Origin of the sequence: Micromonospora sp. WMMD1102 (assembly GCF_029626265.1) — a bacterium.
Lineage (GTDB): Bacteria > Actinomycetota > Actinomycetes > Mycobacteriales > Micromonosporaceae > Plantactinospora.
In genome coordinates this window covers 6,633,582-6,653,433 of record NZ_JARUBN010000001.1, presented here as the reverse complement: position 1 = coordinate 6,653,433, position 19,852 = coordinate 6,633,582, and the positions used below count along the sequence as shown (strand labels likewise).

Here is a 19,852-nt window from a genome sequence, read left to right as displayed (position 1 = left end):
TACCCGCACGGAGGGCTCGGCCGGCACGCCAAGCTGCCGCCCCGGGAGCGGCTCCGGGTGCTGCTGATCGAGGACGACGACGCCGACGCCTTCCTGGTCGGCGAGTTGCTCGCCGAGACCGGCGACGGCATCGAGCTGCTCGTGGCGAACAGCCTGAACACCGCGCGGGCGCAGCTCTCCGGCGTCGACTGCGTACTGCTCGACCTCGGTCTGCCGGACGCGCAGGGCCTGGACGGGCTCCGCCAGGTGCTCGACATGGCCAGCGGTGCCGCCGTCTGCGTGCTCACCGGCCGCTCCGACGAGCACCTCGGCATCGGCGCGGTCGCCGAGGGCGCCCAGGACTACCTGGTCAAGGGGCAGGTCGACGGGGTGTTGCTGGCCCGGTCGCTGCGCTACGCGGTGGAGCGCAAGCGGGCCGACGAGAACACCCGGCGGCTGCGCGAGGTCGAGCTGCGCCAGGCCGAGTCGGCCCGGCTGGAACGCGGCCTGCTGCCCCAGCCGTTGATCGACACGAAGCTGCTCCAGGTGCAGCCCTTCTACCGGCCCGGCCGGCACGAGGCGCTGATCGGCGGCGACTTCTACGACGTGGTGCAGACCAGCCCGGACCGGGTCGACCTGATCGTCGGCGACGTCTGCGGGCACGGCGTGGACGAGGCCGCGCTCGGCGTCGAACTCCGGGTCGCCTGGCGGGCCCTGGTGCTGGCGGGAGTTCCCGACGACCAGGTGCTGCCGGCGCTGGAGCAGGTGCTGATGAGCGAGCGGTCGGCCCGGGAGATCTTCGCCACCGTCGCCGCCGTCCGGCTGGACCTGGCCGGCAACCGGGCCACCGTCCGGCTGGCCGGGCACCCGCCGCCGCTGCTGCTGGCCGGCGGCCGGGTGGTGCCGGTGCCGGCGCCGTACGGGTTGCTGCTCGGCGTGAAGCCCCGGCCGCCGGTCGCGCACGAACTGCGTTTCGACACCGAGGACTGGTCACTGTTGATGTACACCGATGGGCTGATCGAGGGCCGGATCGACGACGGCGACGACCGGCTTGACGTGCCAGGGCTGCGCCGGCTGGTGGCCGATCCGCGGGCCGGTGGGGTGGGCCTGCCGGAGCTGCCCGGCTGGCTGGTGGAGCGGGCCGAGGAGTACAACGGCGGCCCGCTCGCCGACGACGTGGCGATGCTGCTGGTCAGCCGAGGGGAGGGGCGGTGAGGACACCGTCGAGGTGGACGTTGCGCCGCCGGGTCACCGCGCTCTGCGTGATCGTCGGCCTGGTGCTCGGCCTGCTGGCCGCCGGTGCGGCCGTGGTCGCCACCGACAACCGGCAACACCTGGACACCCTGCTCAACAAGACCGGTCCGCTGCGCACCGACGGCCAGGCGCTGCTCAGCACCCTGGTGGACCAGCAGGGCGGGGTACGCGGCTTCGCGGTCACCGCCAACGACGCCGACCTGGCGCCGTACCGGGAGGGGGTGCGGCGGGAGGCGGCGCTGATCGCCTCGATGGACGCCCTCCTCGACGACCAGCCGGAGATCCGCCGCGAGCTGTACACCGTGCGCGACCACGCCCGGCAGTGGCGGGCGGTGGTGGCCGAGCCGGCGATCGAGCTGACCACGGGCAGCGGCCCGGAGGCGGCCCAGGAGTTCCTGACCACGCAGACCGGTGCCCGGTTCACCGAGCTGCGCGGCGAGGTCGAGGCGTTGCAGGGTTCGATCCTCGAACTGCGCAACAGCGTCGCGGAGAACGCCCGGCGGACCGGCAACGCCCTGGTGCTGCTGCTGGTGCTGGCCGCGATCGTGGTGGTGCTGGCCGGGCTGGCCCTGCTGACCTCGCTGAACCGGCTGGTGATCGGTCCGGTCACCACGCTGGCCGCCCAGGTGCGGGAGGTGGCCGGCGGGGCGTACCAGCGGGAGATCGAGCAGGTCGGGCCGCCGGAACTCGCCGCGCTGGCCGGCGACGTCGACGGGATGCGCCGCCGGATCGCCGCCGACCTGGCCGAGGTGCGGCAGGCCCGGGAACGCATCGAGTGGGTGAACAGCCAGCTGGAGAAGCAGGCCGAGGAACTGGTCCGGTCCAACCGGGACCTGGAGCAGTTCGCCTACGTCGCCTCGCACGACCTCCAGGAGCCGCTGCGCAAGGTCGCCAGCTTCTGCCAGCTGCTGCAACGCCGGTACGCGGGCAAGCTCGACGAGCGGGCCGACCAGTACATCGCGTTCGCGGTGGACGGGGCGCAGCGGATGCAGCGGCTGATCAACGACCTGCTGGCCTTCTCCCGGATCGGCCGGATCACCAGCGGCTTCGGCGACGTGGACCTGAACGCGGTGATGACCGAGGTCGCCGCGCAGACCGAGAACACCCGGCGGTACGTCGGCGGCGAACTCACCTGGTCGGAGCTGCCGGTGATCCGGGGCGAGGAGACGCTGCTGATCAACCTGCTGGCGAACCTGGTCGGCAACTCGCTCAAGTTCCGCCGCCCGGACGTGCCGCCGAAGGTGCACGTCTCGGCCCGGCTGGTCGGCGACGAGTGGGAGATCAGCTGCCAGGACAACGGGATCGGCATCGAGTCCGAGTTCGCGGACAAGATCTTCGTGATCTTCCAGCGGCTGCACGCCAAGGACGCCTATCCGGGTACCGGCATCGGGCTGGCCATCGTGAAGAAGATCGTCGAGTACCACGGCGGCCGGGTCTGGGTGGAGCCCGGCGCGGTGGCCGAGGGCACGGTGATCCGGTTCACCCTGCCGGTGCCGCCGGAACTGCGGGAGTCCGCCGCACCGGCCGAGGCCGGCGGCGCGGAGGCCGGCGCGGCGGAAGCCGATGCGGTGGAGGCCACCGCACCGGCGGTGCCGGCACAGGCCGCCGAGTCGGGGAGCGGCGACTCGGCGGGCGCCGGGTCGGCGGGCGCGGAGCCGGCGGGCACCGGGTCGGCGGACGGGGCCGGCGTGGACGAGGCCGACGCCACACCGCCGGGGAAGTCGGCCCGGCCGGCCGGCGACATGAAGCACACTGTCTGACGGACTAGCGAATCCGGCCTGCGCGCTGGGCGGATCGAGGAGGAGGGGCCGATGACGGCACCGGCGGACGGCAAGAGCCCGATCGAGGTGCTGCTGGTCGAGGACGACCCGGGTGACGTGCTGATGACGCAGGAGGCGTTCGAGGAGCACAAGCTGCGCAACCGGCTCACCGTGGTCTCCGACGGCGCGGCGGCCCTGGCGTACCTGCGCCGGGAGGGCGAGTACGCCGACGCCGTACCGCCGGACCTGATCCTGCTCGACCTCAACCTGCCCCGCCGGGACGGCCGGGAGGTGCTGGCCGAGATCAAGCGGGACGAACAGCTCTGCCGGATTCCGGTGGTGGTGCTGACCACCTCGCAGGCCGACGAGGACATCCTGCGCAGCTACCAGCTGCACGCGAACGCGTACGTGACCAAGCCGGTCGACTTCGAGCGCTTCATCGCGGTGGTCCGGCAGATCGACGAGTTCTTCGTCAGTGTCGTGAAGCTCCCGCCGCGTGGCTGATCCCGAGGCGCGGCTCGTCGAGGAGGTCGGCGCGCTGCTGCGCCGGGCCGCCGCCGACGCCATCCTGCCGCTGTTCCGGCACCTGACCGTTGCCGACGTCGCGGAGAAGGCCCCCGGCGAGGTGGTGACGGTGGCCGACCGCCGGGCCGAGGAGCTGATCGCCGCCGAGCTGCGCCGGCTCCGGCCGGGGTCCGAGGTGGTCGGCGAGGAGGGCGTGGCCGACGATCCGGCGGTACTCGACCGGCTCGCCGGGCCGGCCGAGGTGTGGCTGGTCGACCCGCTGGACGGTACGGCGAACTTCGCCGCCGGCCGGCAGCCGTTCGCGGTGATGGCGGCGCTGCGCCGGGGCGGGCGTACCGAGGCGGCCTGGATCCTCGACCCGATGGCGGACCGCCTGCTGGTGGCCACGGCCGGGAACGGGGCGTACCGGGACGGGGAGCCGGTGCGGACGACCGCCGAGCCGCTCGCCGCCGGGACGCTGCGCGGGGTGGTGGCGACCCGCTTCCTGCCCGAGGAGCTGCGGCGCCGGGTGGCGGTCGGCGCGGACCGGATCGGTGCGGTACTTCCGGGGCAGCACTGTGCTGGCCAGGAATATGCCGATATTGTGGACAATCGGCAGCAGTTCGCGATCTTCTGGCGCACCCTGCCCTGGGACCACGTCCCCGGAGCGTTGCTGGTCGAGGCGGCCGGCGGGGTGGTCCGGCGACTCGACGGCAGCCCGTACGACCCGACGGACGGCCGGGCCGGGCTGCTGGTCGCCGTCAACGGGTCGGTCTGGGACACCGTGCACGCCGCCCTGCTGGCCACCTCCTGAGCGCCCTGCTGGCCACCTCCTGAGCGGCTCCCGGAACCCGTGCGCCCTCCGGCGAAACACCACGGCAAAAGTCGGTTTACCGCGCAATCTTCCACTTTTCTGTGATATTGCGGCGCCCGTACGCGGGCCGACAGCGCGGCCGGCTTCCGGTAGGCTGACCGGCGGTCTCCGCCAGGTGGCGCCGTAGAGGGTGCCGGTGGCGACCGCCGCCGAGTGGTCAGTGTGGACCCTTCGGGGTCGGCGGCCTACGGAAGGAACGGCTTTCGTGCGCACAACGGCCATCGCCCGGCTGCACCGTCCCGGCCGGTTCACTGCCCGGCTGCACCGTCCCGGCCGGTTCACCGCGCTGCTCGTCGCCGCCGCGGTCCTCGCCGGAGCCCCCGCGCTGCTGGTCACCACCGCCGCCGCTCCGGCCTCCGCCGCACCCAGCTCCCCTGGTGACGAGGGCGGCACCAAGAAGCTCCGGGACGCCCTGGAGTCCGCCTCCCGGGGGCACATCGAGGCGACCGCCAAGCTGAACAGCTCCAAGAAGCGGCAGAGCCAGCTCGGCACGCAGCTCAAGCAGCTGGAGACGCGGATCGCCACGCTGACCCGGGAGGTCGGGGTGATCGCCGCCGAGACCTACCGCCGCGGCCGGCTCACCCCGGTGTCGGCCCTGCTGAACAGCGCCTCACCGCAGTCGTTCCTGGAACGCGCCGCCGGGCTGGAGATGATCGCCCAGCGCGACGACAAGCAGCTCCGTGAGCTGGCCGACTCGCTGGACCAGGCGACCCGGGCGAAGAACGCGATCGACGCCGAGGTCCGCGAGCAGCAGCGCCAGGTCGAGATCATCGCCAAGAAGAAGAAGGACGCCGAACGGGCCCTGGCCTCGGTCGGCGGCAACCCGTCCGGCGGGCTGATCAGCGCCAACTCGCCGCTGGCCAAGCCCGCCCCGCGCAACTCCGACGGCTCCTGGCCCAAGGAGTCCTGCTCCATCGCCGACCCGACCACCAGCGGGTGCATCACGCCGCGCACCCTGCACGCGCTCAACCAGGCCAAGGCGAACGGCTACAAGCGGCACACCTCCTGCCACCGCAGCGGCGGCGGTGGCGAGCACCCCAAGGGACGCGCCTGCGACTTCTCGGCCGCGGCCGGCGGCTTCCGGAACGTCGACGCCACCGGCGGCGACCGGACGTACGGCAACAACGTCGCCGCGTTCTACGTCAAGAACGCCAGCCGGCTCGGGGTGCTCTACGTGATCTGGTACCGGCAGATCTGGATGCCCGGAAACGGGTGGCGGGCGTACAACGGCAACGGCGACCCGGCCTCGGACCACACGAACCACGTTCATCTGTCGATGTTGTAGCCCGGAGCCGCCGGTGGGGTGCGTACCATCGCTGCGATGGACTCTTCACCACCTGGGTTGGCGGACGCGGACGGCCGCAGCGGTCCAGCCGATGACCGCACCGCCGTCGCGGACGGGGCGGCCCACCCCGCGCCCCGGGCACTGCCGCCCGGCCTCGCGGCCACCCTGGTCTTCGTCGCCAGCGGTGCCGTACTCGTCCTGGAGACGGCGTCGCTGCGGCTGGTCGGCCCGTATGTCGGGGTCACCCTCCAGGTCACCAGCTCGGTGATCGGGGTGGCGCTGGCCGCCATCGCGTACGGCGCCTGGACCGGTGGCTGGCTCGCCGACCGCCGGGACCCGCGCCGGCTGCTCGCCCCGGCCCTGGTGCTGGCCGGCATCTGCACCGCGCTGACCCTGCCGATCGTCAGGTACGCCGGCGAGGTGCTGCGCGGCGGAGCCGCCGTCGGCATCCTGCTGCTCACCGCGCTGGCGATCTTCCTGCCGGCTGCCCTGCTCGCCGCGATCACCCCGCTGGTGGTGAAGCTGCAACTGGGTGACCTGCGGCAGACCGGCCAGGTGGTCGGGCGGCTCTCCAGCATCGGCACCCTCGGCGCGATCACCGCCACCCTGGGCACCGGGTTCGTGCTGGTCGCCGCCCTGCCGAGTACCGCGATCATCCTCGGCCTGGCGGTCCTGCTCGGGCTGACCGGCCTGGCCCTCGCTGTCTACCTGCGCCGGCAGGCCCCCGGGGTGCTGCCGAAGCCGTCCCGGGTCACCGCCGCCGCGGCCGTACTCGGGCTGGTCGGTGCCTCGCTCAGCGCGGTCGCGCCGACGCCGTGCGACGTGGAGACGGCGTACCACTGCGCCTCGGTCGAGCCGGATCCGGACAATTCCACCGGCCGGCTGCTGGTGCTCAACTCGGCCTGGCACTCCTATGTGGACCTGGCCGACCCGCGGCACCTGGAGTTCGAGTACACCAAGTGGATCGGGGCGGTGGCCGACGTGATGGCCCCGGCCGGGGCGCCGCTCCAGGCGGTGCACCTCGGCGGCGGCGGCTTCACCATGCCGCGCTACCTGACCGAGACCCGGCCCGGCACCCGGAACGAGGTCTACGAGATCGACGGCGAACTCGTCGAGCTGGGCCGCCGCGAGCTGGACGTGCGGACCGGCCCGGAGCTGCGCGCCCGGGTCGGCGACGCCCGGATGCTGATCGGGGAGCGGGCCGCCGGCAGCGCCGACCTGGTGGTCGGGGACGCCTTCGGACACCTGGTGGTGCCCTGGCACCTGGCCACCCGGGAGATGGCCGCCGAGGTGCGCCGGGTGATCCGCCCCGGCGGCATCTACGCGCAGAACGTCATCGACCATCCGCCGCTGCGCTTCATCCGCTCCGAGGTGGCCACGGTGGCGGCCGAGTTCCCGCACGTCGCACTCGTCGCGCCGCCCGCCGCGCTGGCCGGCTCGCAGGGCGCCAACTTCGTGATCCTCGCCTCCGACCGGCCACTGCCGGTGGAGGAGGTGGAGGAACGCCTGGTCACCTCGGTGAACGCACCGGTCACCGTCGTCTCCGGTGCCGACCTCGACGCCTTCGTCGACGACGCGATCGTGCTCACCGACGAGTACGCCCCGGTCGACCAGCTCCTCGCCACCGCCTGAGCCATCGCCTGAGCCATCGCCCCGGGGTCGGCGGAGGAGCGGCCGGGGCCGGTGTCCGGCGACCGATCCGAGAAGAATCGCCTCCGACAGGTGTAATCCAGTGCGGCACCGGCAAAGAGATCTCCATGACCGGGCAGGGCTGGTGGGGCGGAGCACAGCGGTACGGCACGGAACTGGTCGGTGCCCGCTACCGGCTGATCGAGGAACTCGGCGAGGGCGGCATGTCAGTGGTCTGGCGTGGCCACGACGAGGTGCTGGGCCGGCCGGTGGCGGTGAAGATGCTCGCCCCGAAGCTGACCACCGACCGGGCGTTCCGGCACCAGCTCCGCACCGAGGCCCGAGCCGCCGCCCGGCTCTGCCACCCGCACATCACCGGCGTCTACGACTACGGCGAGTCGGTCCGGTCCGGCCGGACCGTGCCGTACGTGGTGATGGAGTTGGTCGACGGCGAGACGCTGGCGAGCTGGCTGGACCGGGAGGGCCCGCTGCCCTGGTGGCAGGGCGTGGTGCTCGGCGCCCAGGTCGCCGCCGCGCTGGCCGCCGCGCACGCCCGGGGTGTGGTGCACCGCGACATCACCCCCGGAAACGTGATGCTGACCCCGATGGGTGCCAAGGTCCTCGACTTCGGCATCTCGGCGCTGGTCGGCGAGCGGGACGGCGACGAGGGCGGGCTCTACGGCACGCCCGCGTACGTCGCCCCGGAGCGGCTCGCCCAGGGCGACGTCTGCCCCGCCACCGACGTGTACGCCCTCGGCCTGCTGCTCTACCGGGCGCTGACCGGCCGGATGCCGTGGCGGACGTCGACGCGTACCCAGACGCTGCGGGCGCACCTCTACGCCGAGCCGGCGCCGATGCCACCGGTGTCCGGGCTGCCGGACGAGGTGGCGGAACTCGTCACCCGGTGCCTGGCGAAGGCGCCGGAGGAGCGGCCGCAGAGCGGCGAACTGGCCCGTACCCTGGCCCGGGCGGCCGGGGTGGTGCTGCCGGTAACCGCCGGTACGGTGCTCGCCGCGCCGTCACAGCCGGCCGGCCCGGACGATGCGGAGCCGGCCGAGGCCCGTCCGGCGGTGTCGGCGCACGGCGAGACCGCGATGCTGCCCCGCCCGGTGACCGACCCGCTGCCGCTGCCCGCCCGGCGGGGCTGGCCGCCGGCCTGGCTCGGCCGGCCCACGACGCGGCTCGGCAACCGGATCCGGGTCGCGGCGGTCGGGGTCGGCCTGCTGGCGGTCAGCGGTGCGGTCTGGGCGGGTGCCGGCGGCGGCTCCGCACCGGCCGGCGGGGCGGAGACGCCGACGAACCTGGCGATGGGTGGCACCTCGACGTGCCGGGTCGACTACGTACTCCAAGCGGACACCGGCCGCTCGTTCCAGGCCGAACTCACGGTCACCAACCTTGGCGCCAGGGCGGTACGGGACTGGACCCTGCGGTTCGCCTTCCCGGCCGAGCAGGTGCTCACCCGCGAGCCGTCGCCGGAGTCCCGCCAGCAGGGCCAGGACGTGCTGCTCCGGCCCGCCGACGGCGCCGGGTCGACCCTGCCGGCCGGCGGGGCCGTCCGGTTCGGGCTGGTCGGCGAGCACGCCGGCAGCAACCCGCTGCCAGTCGAGTTCCGGCTCGGCGAACACGCCTGCGCGGCCCGGGTCTCCAGCGTCCCCGGCGAGACCGGTGGTACGGCGGCCGGTGACCCGATCGGGGCGGTGGCACCGGCGACCGCGCCGGACCAGCCCGCTGCGCCGGCCGACCCGCGGCGCACCGGCCCCGGCGGCAAGCCGGCCAAGGGCGCGGCGCCGAAGGAGAAGGCGCCGAGGGAGAAGGCGCCGAAGGGCACGGGTCCGGGAAAGCCGGCCGAGGGCAGGGGTCCGAAGCCGGGCTAGCCCAAGGCCAGCCGCCCTCCCGCCCTTCGACGCTGGCGCGGTGTCGCCGTCGGCACCCCCTCAACGGGTGAGCGCCGCCAGGTGTTCGGAAGCGGATGCTACGAAGGCGTCCCTGTCGTCCGCGTACAGGCGGACCCGGGTCGTCGGTCCGCTCGGCCCCTTCGGCAGGTCCAACGAGGATGGTTCGCGCAGGGTGATGTCGACACTCGTCTGCCCACCCGTACCCAGGTTGACGACCGGCCCGTCGCTGTCCTGCTCGACCTGCACGGCCCTGCTCGACGGCAGCGACCGGTACCGCCCGTGTACGGCCGCGATGTCCGTCCACGGGATCGTCACGTCCACACCGATCCCGTTGCGTATCCGGATGCCGGTGTCACCCAGCTCGTGCGGATGCAGTCGCAGCATCGCGAAGAGACCGAGCATCCAGATCAGGCCGTAGACGCCGAGCCCGAGCACGATCCACCGCGCCGGTGACCACGGCACCAGCCGGCTCACGATGAGGTCGAAGATGGGAACCTCCACAGCGGACAGCACGATGAAAGTGATGAGGATCGGCTTGACCGCCCCCAGATAGCCGAACGTCCGGGTGCCCGGTGGGTACGACGGCGGCCGGCGCAGGACCCAGCGGAACAGGCTGCTCCACATCGCCGCCTCGTACGCGGTGGCCGTACGCGCCAGCCTCATCGGGTGCTCCGGCGGTACCCGACCAGCGCCAGCGGGGCGCCCACCGCCAGCCCGCGCATGGCGTCGCCCACCACGTGCCTCGATCATCATCCCTCCAGCGCGCTTTGTGTTGCGACTGCAATGTAACGCTATTTCATTTCAACTGCAATGTGAAATCATGGGGTCATGCCGAAGATGGTCGACCATCACGAACGGCGCAGGCTCATCGCCGATGCCCTGCTGCGCGTCGCGGTCCGCCACGGCTTCGAAGGCGTCAGCCTGCGACACGTGGCCACCGAGGCGGGCGTCACGTCGGGCATGGTGCAGCACTACTTCCGCACCAAGGACGAGATGATGCAGTTCGCGCTCGGCGTCGTGCGGGAGCGCAACGAGGCCCGCATCACCGAGGCGGTCAGCCGGCTGGGGCCGGACCCCGCACCGCGCGACTTCCTCCGTGCGGTACTGGCCGGGCTCCTCCCGCTCGACGACGCCAGCCGCGCCGACGGCCTGGTGGCGCTCGCGTTCCTCGCCTACGCGGCGCTGCGCCCCGAGGCGGGCGCGTCACTGCGCCGGGACACGTCGCAGCTGGTCGCCCATCTCGCCGACCAGATCCGCAGGGTGCGCACGACTGACGGGGCGCGCGCAGACATCGACCCGGACGCGGCAGCGGCCGGCCTGCTGGCGGTCACCGAAGGGCTGGGCACGTACCTGCTGACCGCGCAAACCACACCGGAGAACGCCCTGAGGGCCCTGGACGCCCACCTGACGCTGGTCCTCCCCACCGTTTGACGGGGCATCGGGCCGGGACCGTGCCTGGCTCCGCCGACCATCCGCCGGCGGCTACTTATGGGTCCGCGCCACATAGTACGTGCCTGACGTCACTTCTACCGTGAGCCGACGATGCTCTTCCACTTCACCCTCACGTGGAGCGATGATGACGGTCCGGACGACACGGCGGGTACTGGTCACCGCCGCCACGCTGCTGGTCGGGGCGCTTGCCGGCACCGCCTGCGGCAGCCCGCAGGAGACCGCGGACGGGGGTGGCGAGGGCGCCGCGCCGGTAAGGGTCGGTCTGGTCTACTCCCAGTCCGGGGCGTTGGCCAGCTATGGCAAGCAGTACATCGAAGGTTTCCGGGCCGGGCTGGCGTACGCCACCGAGGGCAGCAACAAGATCGGCGACCGTCCGGTCGAGGTGACCGAGGTCGACGACGCGGGCGACCCCGCCAAGGCGGTCTCGGCGGCGAAGGACCTGATCGGCAAGGGCCACAAGATCCTCGCCGGTTCCACCGCCTCCGGCGTCGCCCTCCAGGTCGCCCCGATCGCCGCGCAGAACAAGGTGCTCTTCGTCTCCGGGCCGGCCGCCACCGACGGCGCGACCGGGGTGAACAAGTACACCTTCCGGTCCGGGCGGCAGTCGTACCAGGACGTGATGACCGCGAAGTCCTTCATCGGCGACGCGGCCGGCAAGAAGGTCGTGGTCTTCGCCCAGGACAGCGCGTTCGGCAAGAGCAACGAGGCGGCCGTCAAGGCGGTCATCGGCGGCGCCGGTGCCACGGTGAGCAGCGTGCTCGCCCCGGCCAGCGCCACCGACTTCACCCCCGTTCGCCAGCCAGCTGACCGCGGCCAGGCCGGACCTGCTCTTCGTCGCCTGGGCCGGCACCACCGCCCCGGCGATGTGGCAGACCCTGGACCAGCAGGGCGTGCTCGGCTCCACCACCGTGGTCACCGGGCTGGACATCCGGGCCTCCTGGCCGACCTTCGGGGCGGCCGGCACCAAGATCTCCTTCCTGTCGCACTTCTTCGACGGCGCCGCCGACAACCCGGCCGCGCAGGCCGCCAAGCAGGCCGTACCCGGCGGGACGCTGGACCTGTTCCACCCGGACGGCTTCGCCGCCGCCCAGATGATCGTCCGCGCGGTCCAGGAGGGCGGCGACGACGTCGACAAGATGGTCACCGCGCTGGAGGGCTGGAGCTTCGACGGCGTCAAGGGCAGGATGACGGTCCGGGCCGAGGACCACGCGCTGCTCCAGCCGATGTTCCAGGCCAGGCTGAGCGGCACCGGCGACGCGATGAAGGCGGAGTCGCCGAAGGTGCTCACCCCGGACGAGACGGCGCCGCCGGCCGTGGCGATGAAGGGCTGAGGTGTGCTCGCCACCCGCGACCTGACCTGGCGGATCGGCGAGGTCGCCATCGTCGACGGCGTCGACCTGGAGCTGGCACCCGGGGAGTTCCTCGGCGTGATCGGCCCGAACGGCGCCGGCAAGACCTCGCTGTTCAACCTGGTCTCCGGGCTGCGCCGGCCGACCGCCGGCCAGGTTTTGCTGGACGGTACGGACATCGGCGCACTGCCGCCGTACCAGCGGGCCCGGCGGGGACTGGGCCGGACCTTCCAGGCCTCCTCGGTCTTCGGCTCGCTGAGCGTGCGGGAGAACGTCCGGCTGGCCGTGCAGGCACACCGGGGCGGCTCGATGAAGCTGTGGCGGCGGGCGGCCGCCGACCGGGAGGTGGTGGCCGCCGCCGACACGGCACTGGACCGGGTCGGCCTGGCCCACCGGGCCGAGGCGCTGGCCGGCACCCTCGCACACGGCGAGAAGCGGAAGCTCGAGATCGCGCTGCTGCTGGCCGGCGAGCCGAGGGTGATGCTGCTCGACGAGCCGATGGCCGGGGTGAGCGCGGAGGACGTACCGGAGCTGGTCGAGGTGATCCGGTCGTTGACCGGCGACAGTGGCCGGGCCGTACTCATGGTGGAACACCACATGGACGTGATCCTCGGGCTCGCCGACCGGATCGCGGTGATGCACCACGGCGCGCTGCTCGCCTGCGACGTCCCGGCGACCGTGATGGCCAACCCGGTGGTGCAGGAGGCGTACCTAGGTGAGTCGATATGAGTGACAGTCCTCCCGTCCTCGCCGTCGCCGACCTGTCGGTACGGATCGCCGGGCTGCACATCCTGCAGGGCGTCTCGTTCACCGTCGCGCCGAGCGGGGTGACCGTGCTGCTCGGCCGCAACGGGGTCGGCAAGACCACCACGCTGCGGGCGGTCCTCGGGCTCACCCCGCGCGGCGGCGAGGTACGCGGCACGGTACGGATGGGCGAGCGGTCGCTCACCGGCGAGCCGACCCACCGGCTGGTCCGGGACGGCCTCGGCTACGTACCCGAGGACCGGTGCGTCTTCGCCGGCCTCACCGTCAGCGAGAACCTGCGGCTCGCCGAGCGGCGCGGCAGCACCCCGGCGTACGACCGGGTCTTCGAACTCTTCCCGGAGCTGGAGCGGCGCGGCCGGCAGCGGGCCGGCTCGCTCTCCGGCGGTCAGCAGCAGATGCTGGCGATCGGCCGGGTGCTGCTCAACGACAACCGGCTGCTGCTTGTCGACGAGCCGACCAAGGGGCTGGCGCCGAAGGTGGTCACCGAGGTGGCCGAGGTGCTGGAACGGGTCGCGGCCACCGTGCCGGTGCTGCTCGTCGAACAGAACCTCGCGGTGGTACGCCGACTGGCCCGCGACGCGGTGGTGCTCGCCGCCGGCCGGGTCGCCTTCACCGGCACCGCCGACGACCTGCTCCGGGAGGCGGCGTTGACCAGATCCCTGCTCGGCGTCGGCGTGGCCGCCGACCACGCGACGGTCGAGACGGCCCGGGAGGTGTCGGCCGGATGAGCACGATCGTGCTGCTGACGCTCACCGGGCTGGGCCTGGCCGCGCTCTACTTCCTGGTCGCCTCCGGACTCTCCCTGGTGTTCGGGCTGGCCGACGTGCTCAACTTCGCGCACGGGCTGTTCCTCTCCGTCGGGGCGTACGCCACCTGGTGGGCGGCGGGGAATCTGCCCGGTGCCGGCCCCTCCGGGCTCGGCTTCGTCCTCGCGGTCGCGTTCGGCGTCGTCGCCGGTGCGGTGGTCGGGATGGCCGTCGAACTGGTGATGATCCGGCCGCTCTACTCCCGCACCATCGAGCAGGTACTCGTCACCGTCGGGCTCTCGCTGGCCGGGGTGGCCCTGCTCCAGGCGACCTGGGGCGCGGACCCGCGACCGTTCCCGCGCCCGGACTGGACCCAGCGGGTCACCTCGATCCTCGGCGCCAAGGTGCCGAACTCCGGCCTCCTGCTGGTCGTCGCCGCCGCCCTGGTGCTGGCCGCGCTGCTCGGCTTTCTCCGCTACACCCGCTACGGCCTGGTGATCCGGGCCGGGGTGGAGAACCGGGAGATGGTCACCGCGCTCGGCATCGACGTGCGGAGGGCGTTCACCCTGGTCTTCGCGATCGGCGGGGCGGCTGCCGCGCTGGCCGGTGCGCTCGGCGGGGTCTACTTCGGCTCGGTCTCGCCGAGCCAGGGCGGATCACTGCTGATCTTCGCCTTCATCGTGGTGGTGATCGGCGGGATGGGCTCGGTCGTCGGGTCCGCGTACGCCGCCGTCGCGGTGGGCCTGCTCCAGCAGTTCGTCAACTACTACGGCACCTCCGGGGCCGGGGACATCTGCGTGGTCGCGCTGCTGGCGATCGTGCTGCTGCTCCGCCCGCAGGGCATCGCCGGAAGGGCGGCGACCACATGACCGAGCCGAGCGGAGGAACCGGGATGACCGGCCTGAAGACGGGCTCCGGGGTGTCGGCCGCGGCCGTGACGGCGGAGGCCGACCCGCCTACCGCACCGCCGACCGCACCGCCGGCCGCCGGTTCCGCACCGGCATCCCGCCGGAACTGGCGGTCGGCCCTGCGCACCTGGTCACCACTGCTGGTGCTGCTGGTCTTCGCGGCCCTGCCGTACTCGACGCTCTCGGTACCGGGGGTCTTCGACGGGCCGCTGAACGGGCCGGGGACGCTGCAACTGCTCGCCATCTGCCTGGTCTTCGGTGGCCTGGCCGCCGGCTACGACCTGCTGTTCGGCCGGACCGGCATGCTCTCCTTCGGGCACGCGCTCTATTTCGCGGCCGGCGTCTACGGCACCGACATCCTGGTCACCCGGGCCGGACTGCCGCTGTGGCAGGCCGCCCTGCTGACCCTGGTCGGCGGCACCATCCTGGCCGGGCTGCTCGGGGCGATCGCGCTGCGTACCGCCGGGATCGCGTTCGCGATGGTGACCCTGGCGTTCGCCCAGGTCGGTGCGATCCTGGTGGCCCGGGACTTCGGCGGGCTCACCGGCGGCGAGGAGGGACTCTCGCTGGACGTGTCGGGGCTGCCGGCGATGCTGGTCGGGGTCGGCAACACCGTCAACCTGTACTGGTTGGCCCTGGCCTATCTCGCCCTGGTCGTCTTCGTGGTGCACCGGGTGACCGGCTCGCCCACCGGCCGGGTACTCGCCGGGCTGCGCGACGACGAGCGGCGGGTCGGGGTGCTCGGGCTCGACCCGTACCGGTTCAAGCTGCTGGCGTTCACCCTGGCCGGCGGGCTCGCCACCGCCGGTGGGGCGATCTACTGCCTGCTGGTCGGCGGCGCCTCGCCGCACGTCACCTCCTCCGAGCTGACCCTGTCCCTGCTGGTCATGGTGGTGCTGGGCGGGCCCGGCACCCGCTGGGGGCCGGTGCTCGGCGGCATGCTCTACATGTACCTGGACCACCGGCTGACCGCCTTCGGCGCCTCGTCGGCGGTGGACTCGCTGCCGGGGGTGCTGAGCGGGCCGCTGTCCCAGCCGCTCTTCGTGCTCGGCACCGTCTTCATCCTGGCGGTCTACTTCTTCCCCGGCGGCCTGGCCAGCCTCTCCACCCGCCTAGCCCCCTTCCGCACCCTCCTACCCACCCGCCCCCGCCCCCCTCGCCGCTCTTCATGACCACGTAGCGTCCGGCCTGCCCGAGAGCCTGTCGCAGAGCAGGCCGGACGCCACGTGATCACTGCCCTCTGCGGGGGAGGAGGAGGGCGGCCAGGGCGCCGGTGGCGACGACGGCCGCGCCGACGAGTACGGCCGGGGTGAGGCCCTGCACGAAGGAGGCAGGGCTGGTGTAGGCGCCGTTGGCCGCGAAGACGGAGGCCAGCACCGCCACCCCGACGGCGACCCCGAGTTCCCGGACGCTGTTGTTGGTGCCGGAGGCGACTCCCCGGGACTCGACGGGCACACTGGCCATCGTGGCGGTGCTCATCGGCGCGAAGGTCAGGCCCATGCCGATCCCGGCCAGCGCCAGCGGCACCACCAGGACGGCATAGTCGACCTCGGCGGTGCTGGCCAGGGCGAGCCAGCCCAGCGCGACGGCCAGCATCGCCTGCCCGGCGACGACCAGGGTGCGCACGCCGAGCCGGCCGACCAGCAGCCCGGCCAGCGGGGCGACCACCATCGGTGCCATGGTCCACGGCATCGTCCGGATGCCGGCGTCCAGCGGGCTGTGCCCCTGCGCCACCTGGAAGAACTGGGCGAGCAGGAAGACCGAGCCGAAGACGCCGAGCGAGAAGGTGAACGCCACCACGTTCACCACGCTGAAGGCGCGGGACCGGAAGAGCCGCAGTGGCAGCATCGGTACCGGGGTCCGGGTCTCCCAGCCGAGGAACCCGACGACAAGTACGCCGCCGCCGATCAGGGCGACCAGCGCCCGGGTCGAGGTCCAGCCGTGGTCCTGCCCGTGCACCACCCCCCAGACCAGGGCGAACACCCCGGCCGTACTCAGCACCAGCCCGACCGGGTCGAGCCGGGCGGCCGGGCCGTGCGACTCGCGCAGCACGGTCGCGGCCAGCAGCAGGGCGAGCAGTCCCACCGGCACGTTCAGCCAGAAGATCCAGGTCCAGTCGAGGCCCTCGACCACCGCGCCGCCGACCACCGGGCCGACCGCGACGCCGAGGCCGCTGATCCCGCCCCAGATCCCGATCGCGGCGTCCCGGAGCCGGTCGGGGACGGCGGCGGCGAGCAGGGTGAGCGAGAGCGGCATCACGGCCGCGCCGGCCAGGCCCTGCACGGCTCGGGCGGCGGTGAGCATCCAGGGTTCGGTGGCCAGGGCGCAGGCGGCGGAGGCGAGGGTGAACAGCGCGATGCCGGCGAGGAACAGCCGGCGGCGGCCGACCCGGTCGCCGAGTGCGGCGGCGGTGAGCAGCAGGGCGGCGAACGGCAGCGTGTAGGCGTTGACGAACCACTGGAGGTCGGTCAGGGACGCGCCGAGCTCGGTCCGGATCACCGGCAGTGCCGTGGTGACCACCAGGTTGTCCAGGGTGACCATGAACATCGGTATGCCGACGGCGGCGAGCACGGCCGCCAGCGGTCGCGCGGGGGTTCCGGGGTCGCTCGTCGCTCCGGCGGCCTCGATCGGTCGTTCCGGCACGGGGGTCGCGGCGCTGGCACCGCCGAGGGTGGGCGCACTGGACATGGCAGCTCCGTTAGTTGTTATCGACTGATAACTAGACGCTCCCAAGGTAAGCATTGACTGATAACATGTCAACGTCCGCCCGGGGTGACGGCGGCCCGGCGACTGCGGCAGGATCGACCCGGCCGGAAAGATCGACCTGGCCGGGAGATCGACGTGTCGGAGACGGAAGGGGTGCGTGACGATGTCCAGGACCCGGCTGACCGCCGCCGAGCGCGGCGAACAGCTCGCCGAGGCCGCCGTCAGGGCGTTCGCCATCTCCGGCTACGCCGGCACCTCCACCGACGACGTCGCCCGGCTGGCCGGGGTCTCCCAGCCGTACGTCATCCGGCTGTTCGGCTCCAAGCAACGGCTCTTCATCGCCGCCGTCGAGCACGCCGTCGCCCGGATCGAGCAGGTTTTCCGGGACGCGGCCGAGCGCTCGCCCGACCTGGAGAGCCTCGGCGAGGCGTACGACGAGCTGCTGGCCGAACGGGACCTGCTGACCCTGCTCCTGCACGGCTTCGCGGCCAGCTCCGACCCGGTGATCGGCAGCGCCGTGCGCGACTGCTTCGGTGGGATCTACCGGCTGATCCGGGAACTGACCGGCGCGGACGAGGACGAGACCAGGGCGTTCCTCAGCAGCGGGATGCTGCTCACCGTACTGGCCTCGATGCGGGCGCTCGGGCCCGGCGCGGTGCAGCCGGAACCGTGGGTGGCGGAGATCGCCGGGTCGTTCGACAAGTCCCGTGCCGAGCCTGCCGGGTAGCCTGGCTCGCCGGCCCGGCCGACGGTTCGGGTGGCGGCGTCCGCCGCCTGGTCGGTGGGGTCGACCTCCGGCCCGGGGCGGAGCGGGCGTTCGTGCGGCACGAGACAGGGGAGGACTGACGGATGGCGGAAAGACTGGCGGTGGTCAGCGGTGGCGCGACCGGGATCGGCGCGGCCGTCGCGGAGGGCCTGGTCTCCGACGGGTACGACGTCATCGTGGTCGGTCGGCGCGCCGAACCACTGGAGCAGACCGCGACCCGGATCGGAAAGCAACTCGACCGGCCTGGCTCGGTCCAGGCGGTACCGGCGGACCTGACCGACCCGGCACAGCTCGGCCGGGTCGTCGAGGCGGTCGCCGGACGCACCGTCGACGCGGTGGTCAACAACGCGGGCGGTTACCTGGACGGCGATTCGTCCACCCTGGACGGCGTGGCCGCGCGGTGGCGGGCCAACCTCGACAGCAACGTGCTCACCGCCGTACTGCTGACCGAGGCGCTCCGGCCGGCACTGCGCCGCCCCGGCGGTCGGGTACTGCTGATCAGCTCGATCGCGGCACAGCGCGGCGGCGGCGGGCCGTACTCGGCGGCGAAGGCGGCGCTGCACGGCTGGGGTTACCACCTGGCCCAGGAACTCGGGCCGGAGCAGATCACGGTCAACGTGATCAGCCCGGGTTACGTCGTCGACACCGAGTTCTTCGACGGCCGGATGACGCCGGAGGGGCACCGGCGGCGGGTCGACGCGACCCTGGTGGGGCGGGCCGGCGAGCCGGCCGATATCGCAGCGGCGGTCAGATATCTGGTCAGCCCGGCGGCCGGGTACGTCACCGGCCAGGTGCTCGGCGTGAACGGCGGCTCGGTCCTCGGCCGCTGACCCGGCCGCCGATTCCGCCCGCAGGCCGGCCCGCGCGAACGGGCTGCCCGCGCGAACGGGCTGCCCGCGCGAACGGGCTGCCCGCGCGAACGGGCTGCCCGCGCGAACGGGCTGCCCGCGCGAACGGGCCGGCCCGCACACGCGAGCAGGCCGGCCTGCGCTACCCGAACGGGCCGGGTGGCGGGCCCCCGTGGCCACCACCCGGCCCGCAGGCCCGCACCCGATGCCGTCGCGCCGGCCCGCGACCGCCTACTCGCCCCCGTTGAGCAGGTCGTACGCCAGCTTCGGCGCGTTCTGGGCCTGCCCTCCCGCCGGTGCGGCGAGCTTCGGCGTGCTGCCGAAGTCCTGGTAGTTCACGACATACTGGGCGGAGTTGGTGCCACCGGCCTTCGCCAGGTCGAGGACGAGCGAGGTCAGCCGCTGCTCGCCGTCGACCGTCGCGGTGAACGGCACCTGCTTCGCCGCCTCACCGAGCGCGGTCATCTGCTCCGCCTCCAGCACCTTCGCCGCCTCACCCGAGGTCAGGTCGATGCTGCCGGAGTACTTGCCGTTGCCCTCGTCGTTCACCGAGGTGGCGGCCTCCAGCAGCGGCCCGGTGTTGCCCGGGTCGGTCCCCTCGTACTTCGGCACGCTCTCCGCGTCGGTGAGCTTCGCGGGATCCAGTTTCAGCCACTTCTTCGGCAGCTTGGGAAGCCCGGTCAGCCCCTTGGTGCCGGTGAAGGAGATCTTCGTCCAGACGTCGTCGCCGACGATCCGGAACGCGATGTTGGTGGTGAAGCCGTGCTCCGGGTCCTTGATCGCGGTGGAGAGTTCCAGCCCCTTCGCGGCCGGGTCGACCGTACCGGAGACGTCGTCGCTGCCGTCCTTGCCGCTGAACCTGAACGGTCCCTCGTCACCGTCCGGCACCGTCCCCAGCAGTGTCTGCTTGGCGGTGACGGTCGCCACTTCCTCCTTCAGCTTCCCGCAGCCGCCCAGCAGTACCGCCATGCCGAGCAGTGCGGCCATCGGGCCGGCGGTACGCCGGGCCCAGCGTGCTGCGCGGATCTCTGTGTTCATTGCGTTCCCTTCTCAGCGGTGCCGTGGATCGACGCCGGAAATGCTGCCGGCCCGGACTGCCGTCGCACTGACCCCGCACTGCGTACCTGCCTTC

Annotated in this window: 17 protein-coding genes and 1 pseudogene; 15 read left to right on the top strand and 3 right to left on the bottom strand. The window is 73.0% G+C overall.

What is annotated here, in order from left to right:
• Nucleotides 1-33 precede the first annotated feature (33 nt).
• The 7 genes from O7626_RS29950 to O7626_RS29920 all read left to right on the top strand — a co-directional run bounded on the left by O7626_RS29950 (nucleotide 34) and on the right by O7626_RS29920 (nucleotide 9,159).
• On the top strand, nucleotides 34-1,194 hold the full coding sequence (locus O7626_RS29950; RefSeq protein WP_278066376.1) for a fused response regulator/phosphatase: 1,161 nt from the start codon (nucleotides 34-36) through the stop codon (nucleotides 1,192-1,194).
• Nucleotides 1,191-2,993 (top strand): sensor histidine kinase, encoded by a 1,803-nt coding sequence (locus O7626_RS29945; RefSeq protein WP_278064383.1) that lies wholly within the window; start codon nucleotides 1,191-1,193, stop codon nucleotides 2,991-2,993. Before O7626_RS29950 ends, O7626_RS29945 begins: the two co-directional genes overlap by 4 nt.
• A 51-nt stretch (nucleotides 2,994-3,044) precedes the next feature.
• Nucleotides 3,045-3,497, top strand: coding sequence for a response regulator (locus O7626_RS29940; protein WP_278064382.1), 453 nt, complete (start codon nucleotides 3,045-3,047; stop codon nucleotides 3,495-3,497).
• Nucleotides 3,490-4,311 carry an inositol monophosphatase gene (locus tag O7626_RS29935; RefSeq protein WP_278064381.1) on the top strand — a complete coding sequence of 274 codons (822 nt, stop codon included), beginning with the start codon at nucleotides 3,490-3,492 and terminating at the stop codon, nucleotides 4,309-4,311. The genes O7626_RS29940 and O7626_RS29935 overlap by 8 nt, the downstream gene beginning before the upstream one ends.
• A 385-nt stretch (nucleotides 4,312-4,696) precedes the next feature.
• Entirely contained in the window at nucleotides 4,697-5,656 is a 960-nt protein-coding gene (locus O7626_RS29930; protein ID WP_278066375.1) for a hypothetical protein, read from the top strand.
• Between the two features lie 36 nt (nucleotides 5,657-5,692).
• Nucleotides 5,693-7,288: a fused MFS/spermidine synthase gene (locus O7626_RS29925; RefSeq protein WP_278064380.1), complete on the top strand. Its 1,596-nt coding sequence runs from the start codon at nucleotides 5,693-5,695 to the stop codon at nucleotides 7,286-7,288.
• Between the two features lie 125 nt (nucleotides 7,289-7,413).
• The gene (locus O7626_RS29920) at nucleotides 7,414-9,159 is read left to right on the top strand and encodes a protein kinase (RefSeq protein WP_278064379.1); all 1,746 of its coding nucleotides are present in this window, start codon (nucleotides 7,414-7,416) and stop codon (nucleotides 9,157-9,159) included.
• A 60-nt stretch (nucleotides 9,160-9,219) separates the two neighbouring features.
• On the opposite strand, the gene O7626_RS29915 is transcribed toward O7626_RS29920, so the two are convergent.
• Nucleotides 9,220-9,843, bottom strand: a complete 624-nt coding sequence (locus O7626_RS29915; protein WP_278064378.1) for a hypothetical protein — start codon at nucleotides 9,841-9,843, stop codon at nucleotides 9,220-9,222.
• A 165-nt stretch (nucleotides 9,844-10,008) separates the two neighbouring features.
• Here O7626_RS29915 and O7626_RS29910 point away from each other — a divergent pair, with 165 nt between their 5' ends.
• From O7626_RS29910 to O7626_RS29885, 6 genes and pseudogenes are all read left to right on the top strand, one after another.
• Nucleotides 10,009-10,611, top strand: coding sequence for a TetR/AcrR family transcriptional regulator (locus O7626_RS29910; RefSeq protein ID WP_278064377.1), 603 nt, complete (start codon nucleotides 10,009-10,011; stop codon nucleotides 10,609-10,611).
• Between the two features lie 145 nt (nucleotides 10,612-10,756).
• Nucleotides 10,757-11,963, top strand: a pseudogene (locus O7626_RS29905) (substrate-binding domain-containing protein).
• Nucleotides 11,964-11,966: 3 nt separating this feature from the next.
• Entirely contained in the window at nucleotides 11,967-12,710 is a 744-nt protein-coding gene (locus tag O7626_RS29900) for an ABC transporter ATP-binding protein (protein ID WP_278064376.1), read from the top strand.
• A complete protein-coding gene (locus O7626_RS29895) occupies nucleotides 12,707-13,474 on the top strand; it encodes an ABC transporter ATP-binding protein (RefSeq protein WP_278064375.1) in 768 nt (255 codons plus the stop codon). The genes O7626_RS29900 and O7626_RS29895 overlap by 4 nt, the downstream gene beginning before the upstream one ends.
• On the top strand, nucleotides 13,471-14,361 hold the full coding sequence (locus tag O7626_RS29890; RefSeq protein ID WP_278064374.1) for a branched-chain amino acid ABC transporter permease: 891 nt from the start codon (nucleotides 13,471-13,473) through the stop codon (nucleotides 14,359-14,361). Before O7626_RS29895 ends, O7626_RS29890 begins: the two co-directional genes overlap by 4 nt.
• Nucleotides 14,362-14,384: 23 nt before the next feature.
• The gene (locus O7626_RS29885; protein WP_278064373.1) at nucleotides 14,385-15,572 is read left to right on the top strand and encodes a branched-chain amino acid ABC transporter permease; all 1,188 of its coding nucleotides are present in this window, start codon (nucleotides 14,385-14,387) and stop codon (nucleotides 15,570-15,572) included.
• Nucleotides 15,573-15,630: 58 nt separating this feature from the next.
• Here O7626_RS29885 and O7626_RS29880 read toward each other — a convergent pair whose 3' ends face one another.
• A complete protein-coding gene (locus O7626_RS29880) occupies nucleotides 15,631-17,088 on the bottom strand; it encodes a DHA2 family efflux MFS transporter permease subunit (protein WP_278064372.1) in 1,458 nt (485 codons plus the stop codon).
• Between the two features lie 181 nt (nucleotides 17,089-17,269).
• Between O7626_RS29880 and O7626_RS29875 the strand changes: the two genes are divergently transcribed.
• Nucleotides 17,270-17,833, top strand: a complete 564-nt coding sequence (locus tag O7626_RS29875; RefSeq protein ID WP_278064371.1) for a TetR/AcrR family transcriptional regulator — start codon at nucleotides 17,270-17,272, stop codon at nucleotides 17,831-17,833.
• Nucleotides 17,834-17,955: 122 nt separating this feature from the next.
• On the top strand, nucleotides 17,956-18,702 hold the full coding sequence (locus O7626_RS29870; RefSeq protein ID WP_278064370.1) for an SDR family oxidoreductase: 747 nt from the start codon (nucleotides 17,956-17,958) through the stop codon (nucleotides 18,700-18,702).
• Between the two features lie 249 nt (nucleotides 18,703-18,951).
• On the opposite strand, the gene O7626_RS29865 is transcribed toward O7626_RS29870, so the two are convergent.
• The gene (locus O7626_RS29865) at nucleotides 18,952-19,758 is read right to left on the bottom strand and encodes a hypothetical protein (RefSeq protein WP_278064369.1); all 807 of its coding nucleotides are present in this window, start codon (nucleotides 19,756-19,758) and stop codon (nucleotides 18,952-18,954) included.
• Nucleotides 19,759-19,852 lie beyond the last annotated feature (94 nt).

What these genes read in the sequence shown, in the direction of transcription:
- O7626_RS29885 (WP_278064373.1), top strand. Translation starts at nt 14,385, where the DNA reads ATGACCGGCCTGAAGACGGGCTCCGGGGTGTCGGCCGCGGCCGTGACG.
- O7626_RS29870 (WP_278064370.1), top strand. Translation starts at nt 17,956, where the DNA reads ATGGCGGAAAGACTGGCGGTGGTCAGCGGTGGCGCGACCGGGATCGGC.
- O7626_RS29895 (WP_278064375.1), top strand. Translation starts at nt 12,707, where the DNA reads ATGAGTGACAGTCCTCCCGTCCTCGCCGTCGCCGACCTGTCGGTACGG.
- O7626_RS29920 (WP_278064379.1), top strand. Translation starts at nt 7,414, where the DNA reads ATGACCGGGCAGGGCTGGTGGGGCGGAGCACAGCGGTACGGCACGGAA.
- O7626_RS29875 (WP_278064371.1), top strand. Translation starts at nt 17,270, where the DNA reads ATGTCCAGGACCCGGCTGACCGCCGCCGAGCGCGGCGAACAGCTCGCC.
- O7626_RS29880 (WP_278064372.1), bottom strand. Translation starts at nt 17,088, where the DNA reads ATGTCCAGTGCGCCCACCCTCGGCGGTGCCAGCGCCGCGACCCCCGTG.
- O7626_RS29925 (WP_278064380.1), top strand. Translation starts at nt 5,693, where the DNA reads ATGGACTCTTCACCACCTGGGTTGGCGGACGCGGACGGCCGCAGCGGT.
- O7626_RS29940 (WP_278064382.1), top strand. Translation starts at nt 3,045, where the DNA reads ATGACGGCACCGGCGGACGGCAAGAGCCCGATCGAGGTGCTGCTGGTC.
- O7626_RS29865 (WP_278064369.1), bottom strand. Translation starts at nt 19,758, where the DNA reads ATGAACACAGAGATCCGCGCAGCACGCTGGGCCCGGCGTACCGCCGGC.
- O7626_RS29910 (WP_278064377.1), top strand. Translation starts at nt 10,009, where the DNA reads ATGCCGAAGATGGTCGACCATCACGAACGGCGCAGGCTCATCGCCGAT.
- O7626_RS29915 (WP_278064378.1), bottom strand. Translation starts at nt 9,843, where the DNA reads ATGAGGCTGGCGCGTACGGCCACCGCGTACGAGGCGGCGATGTGGAGC.
- O7626_RS29890 (WP_278064374.1), top strand. Translation starts at nt 13,471, where the DNA reads ATGAGCACGATCGTGCTGCTGACGCTCACCGGGCTGGGCCTGGCCGCG.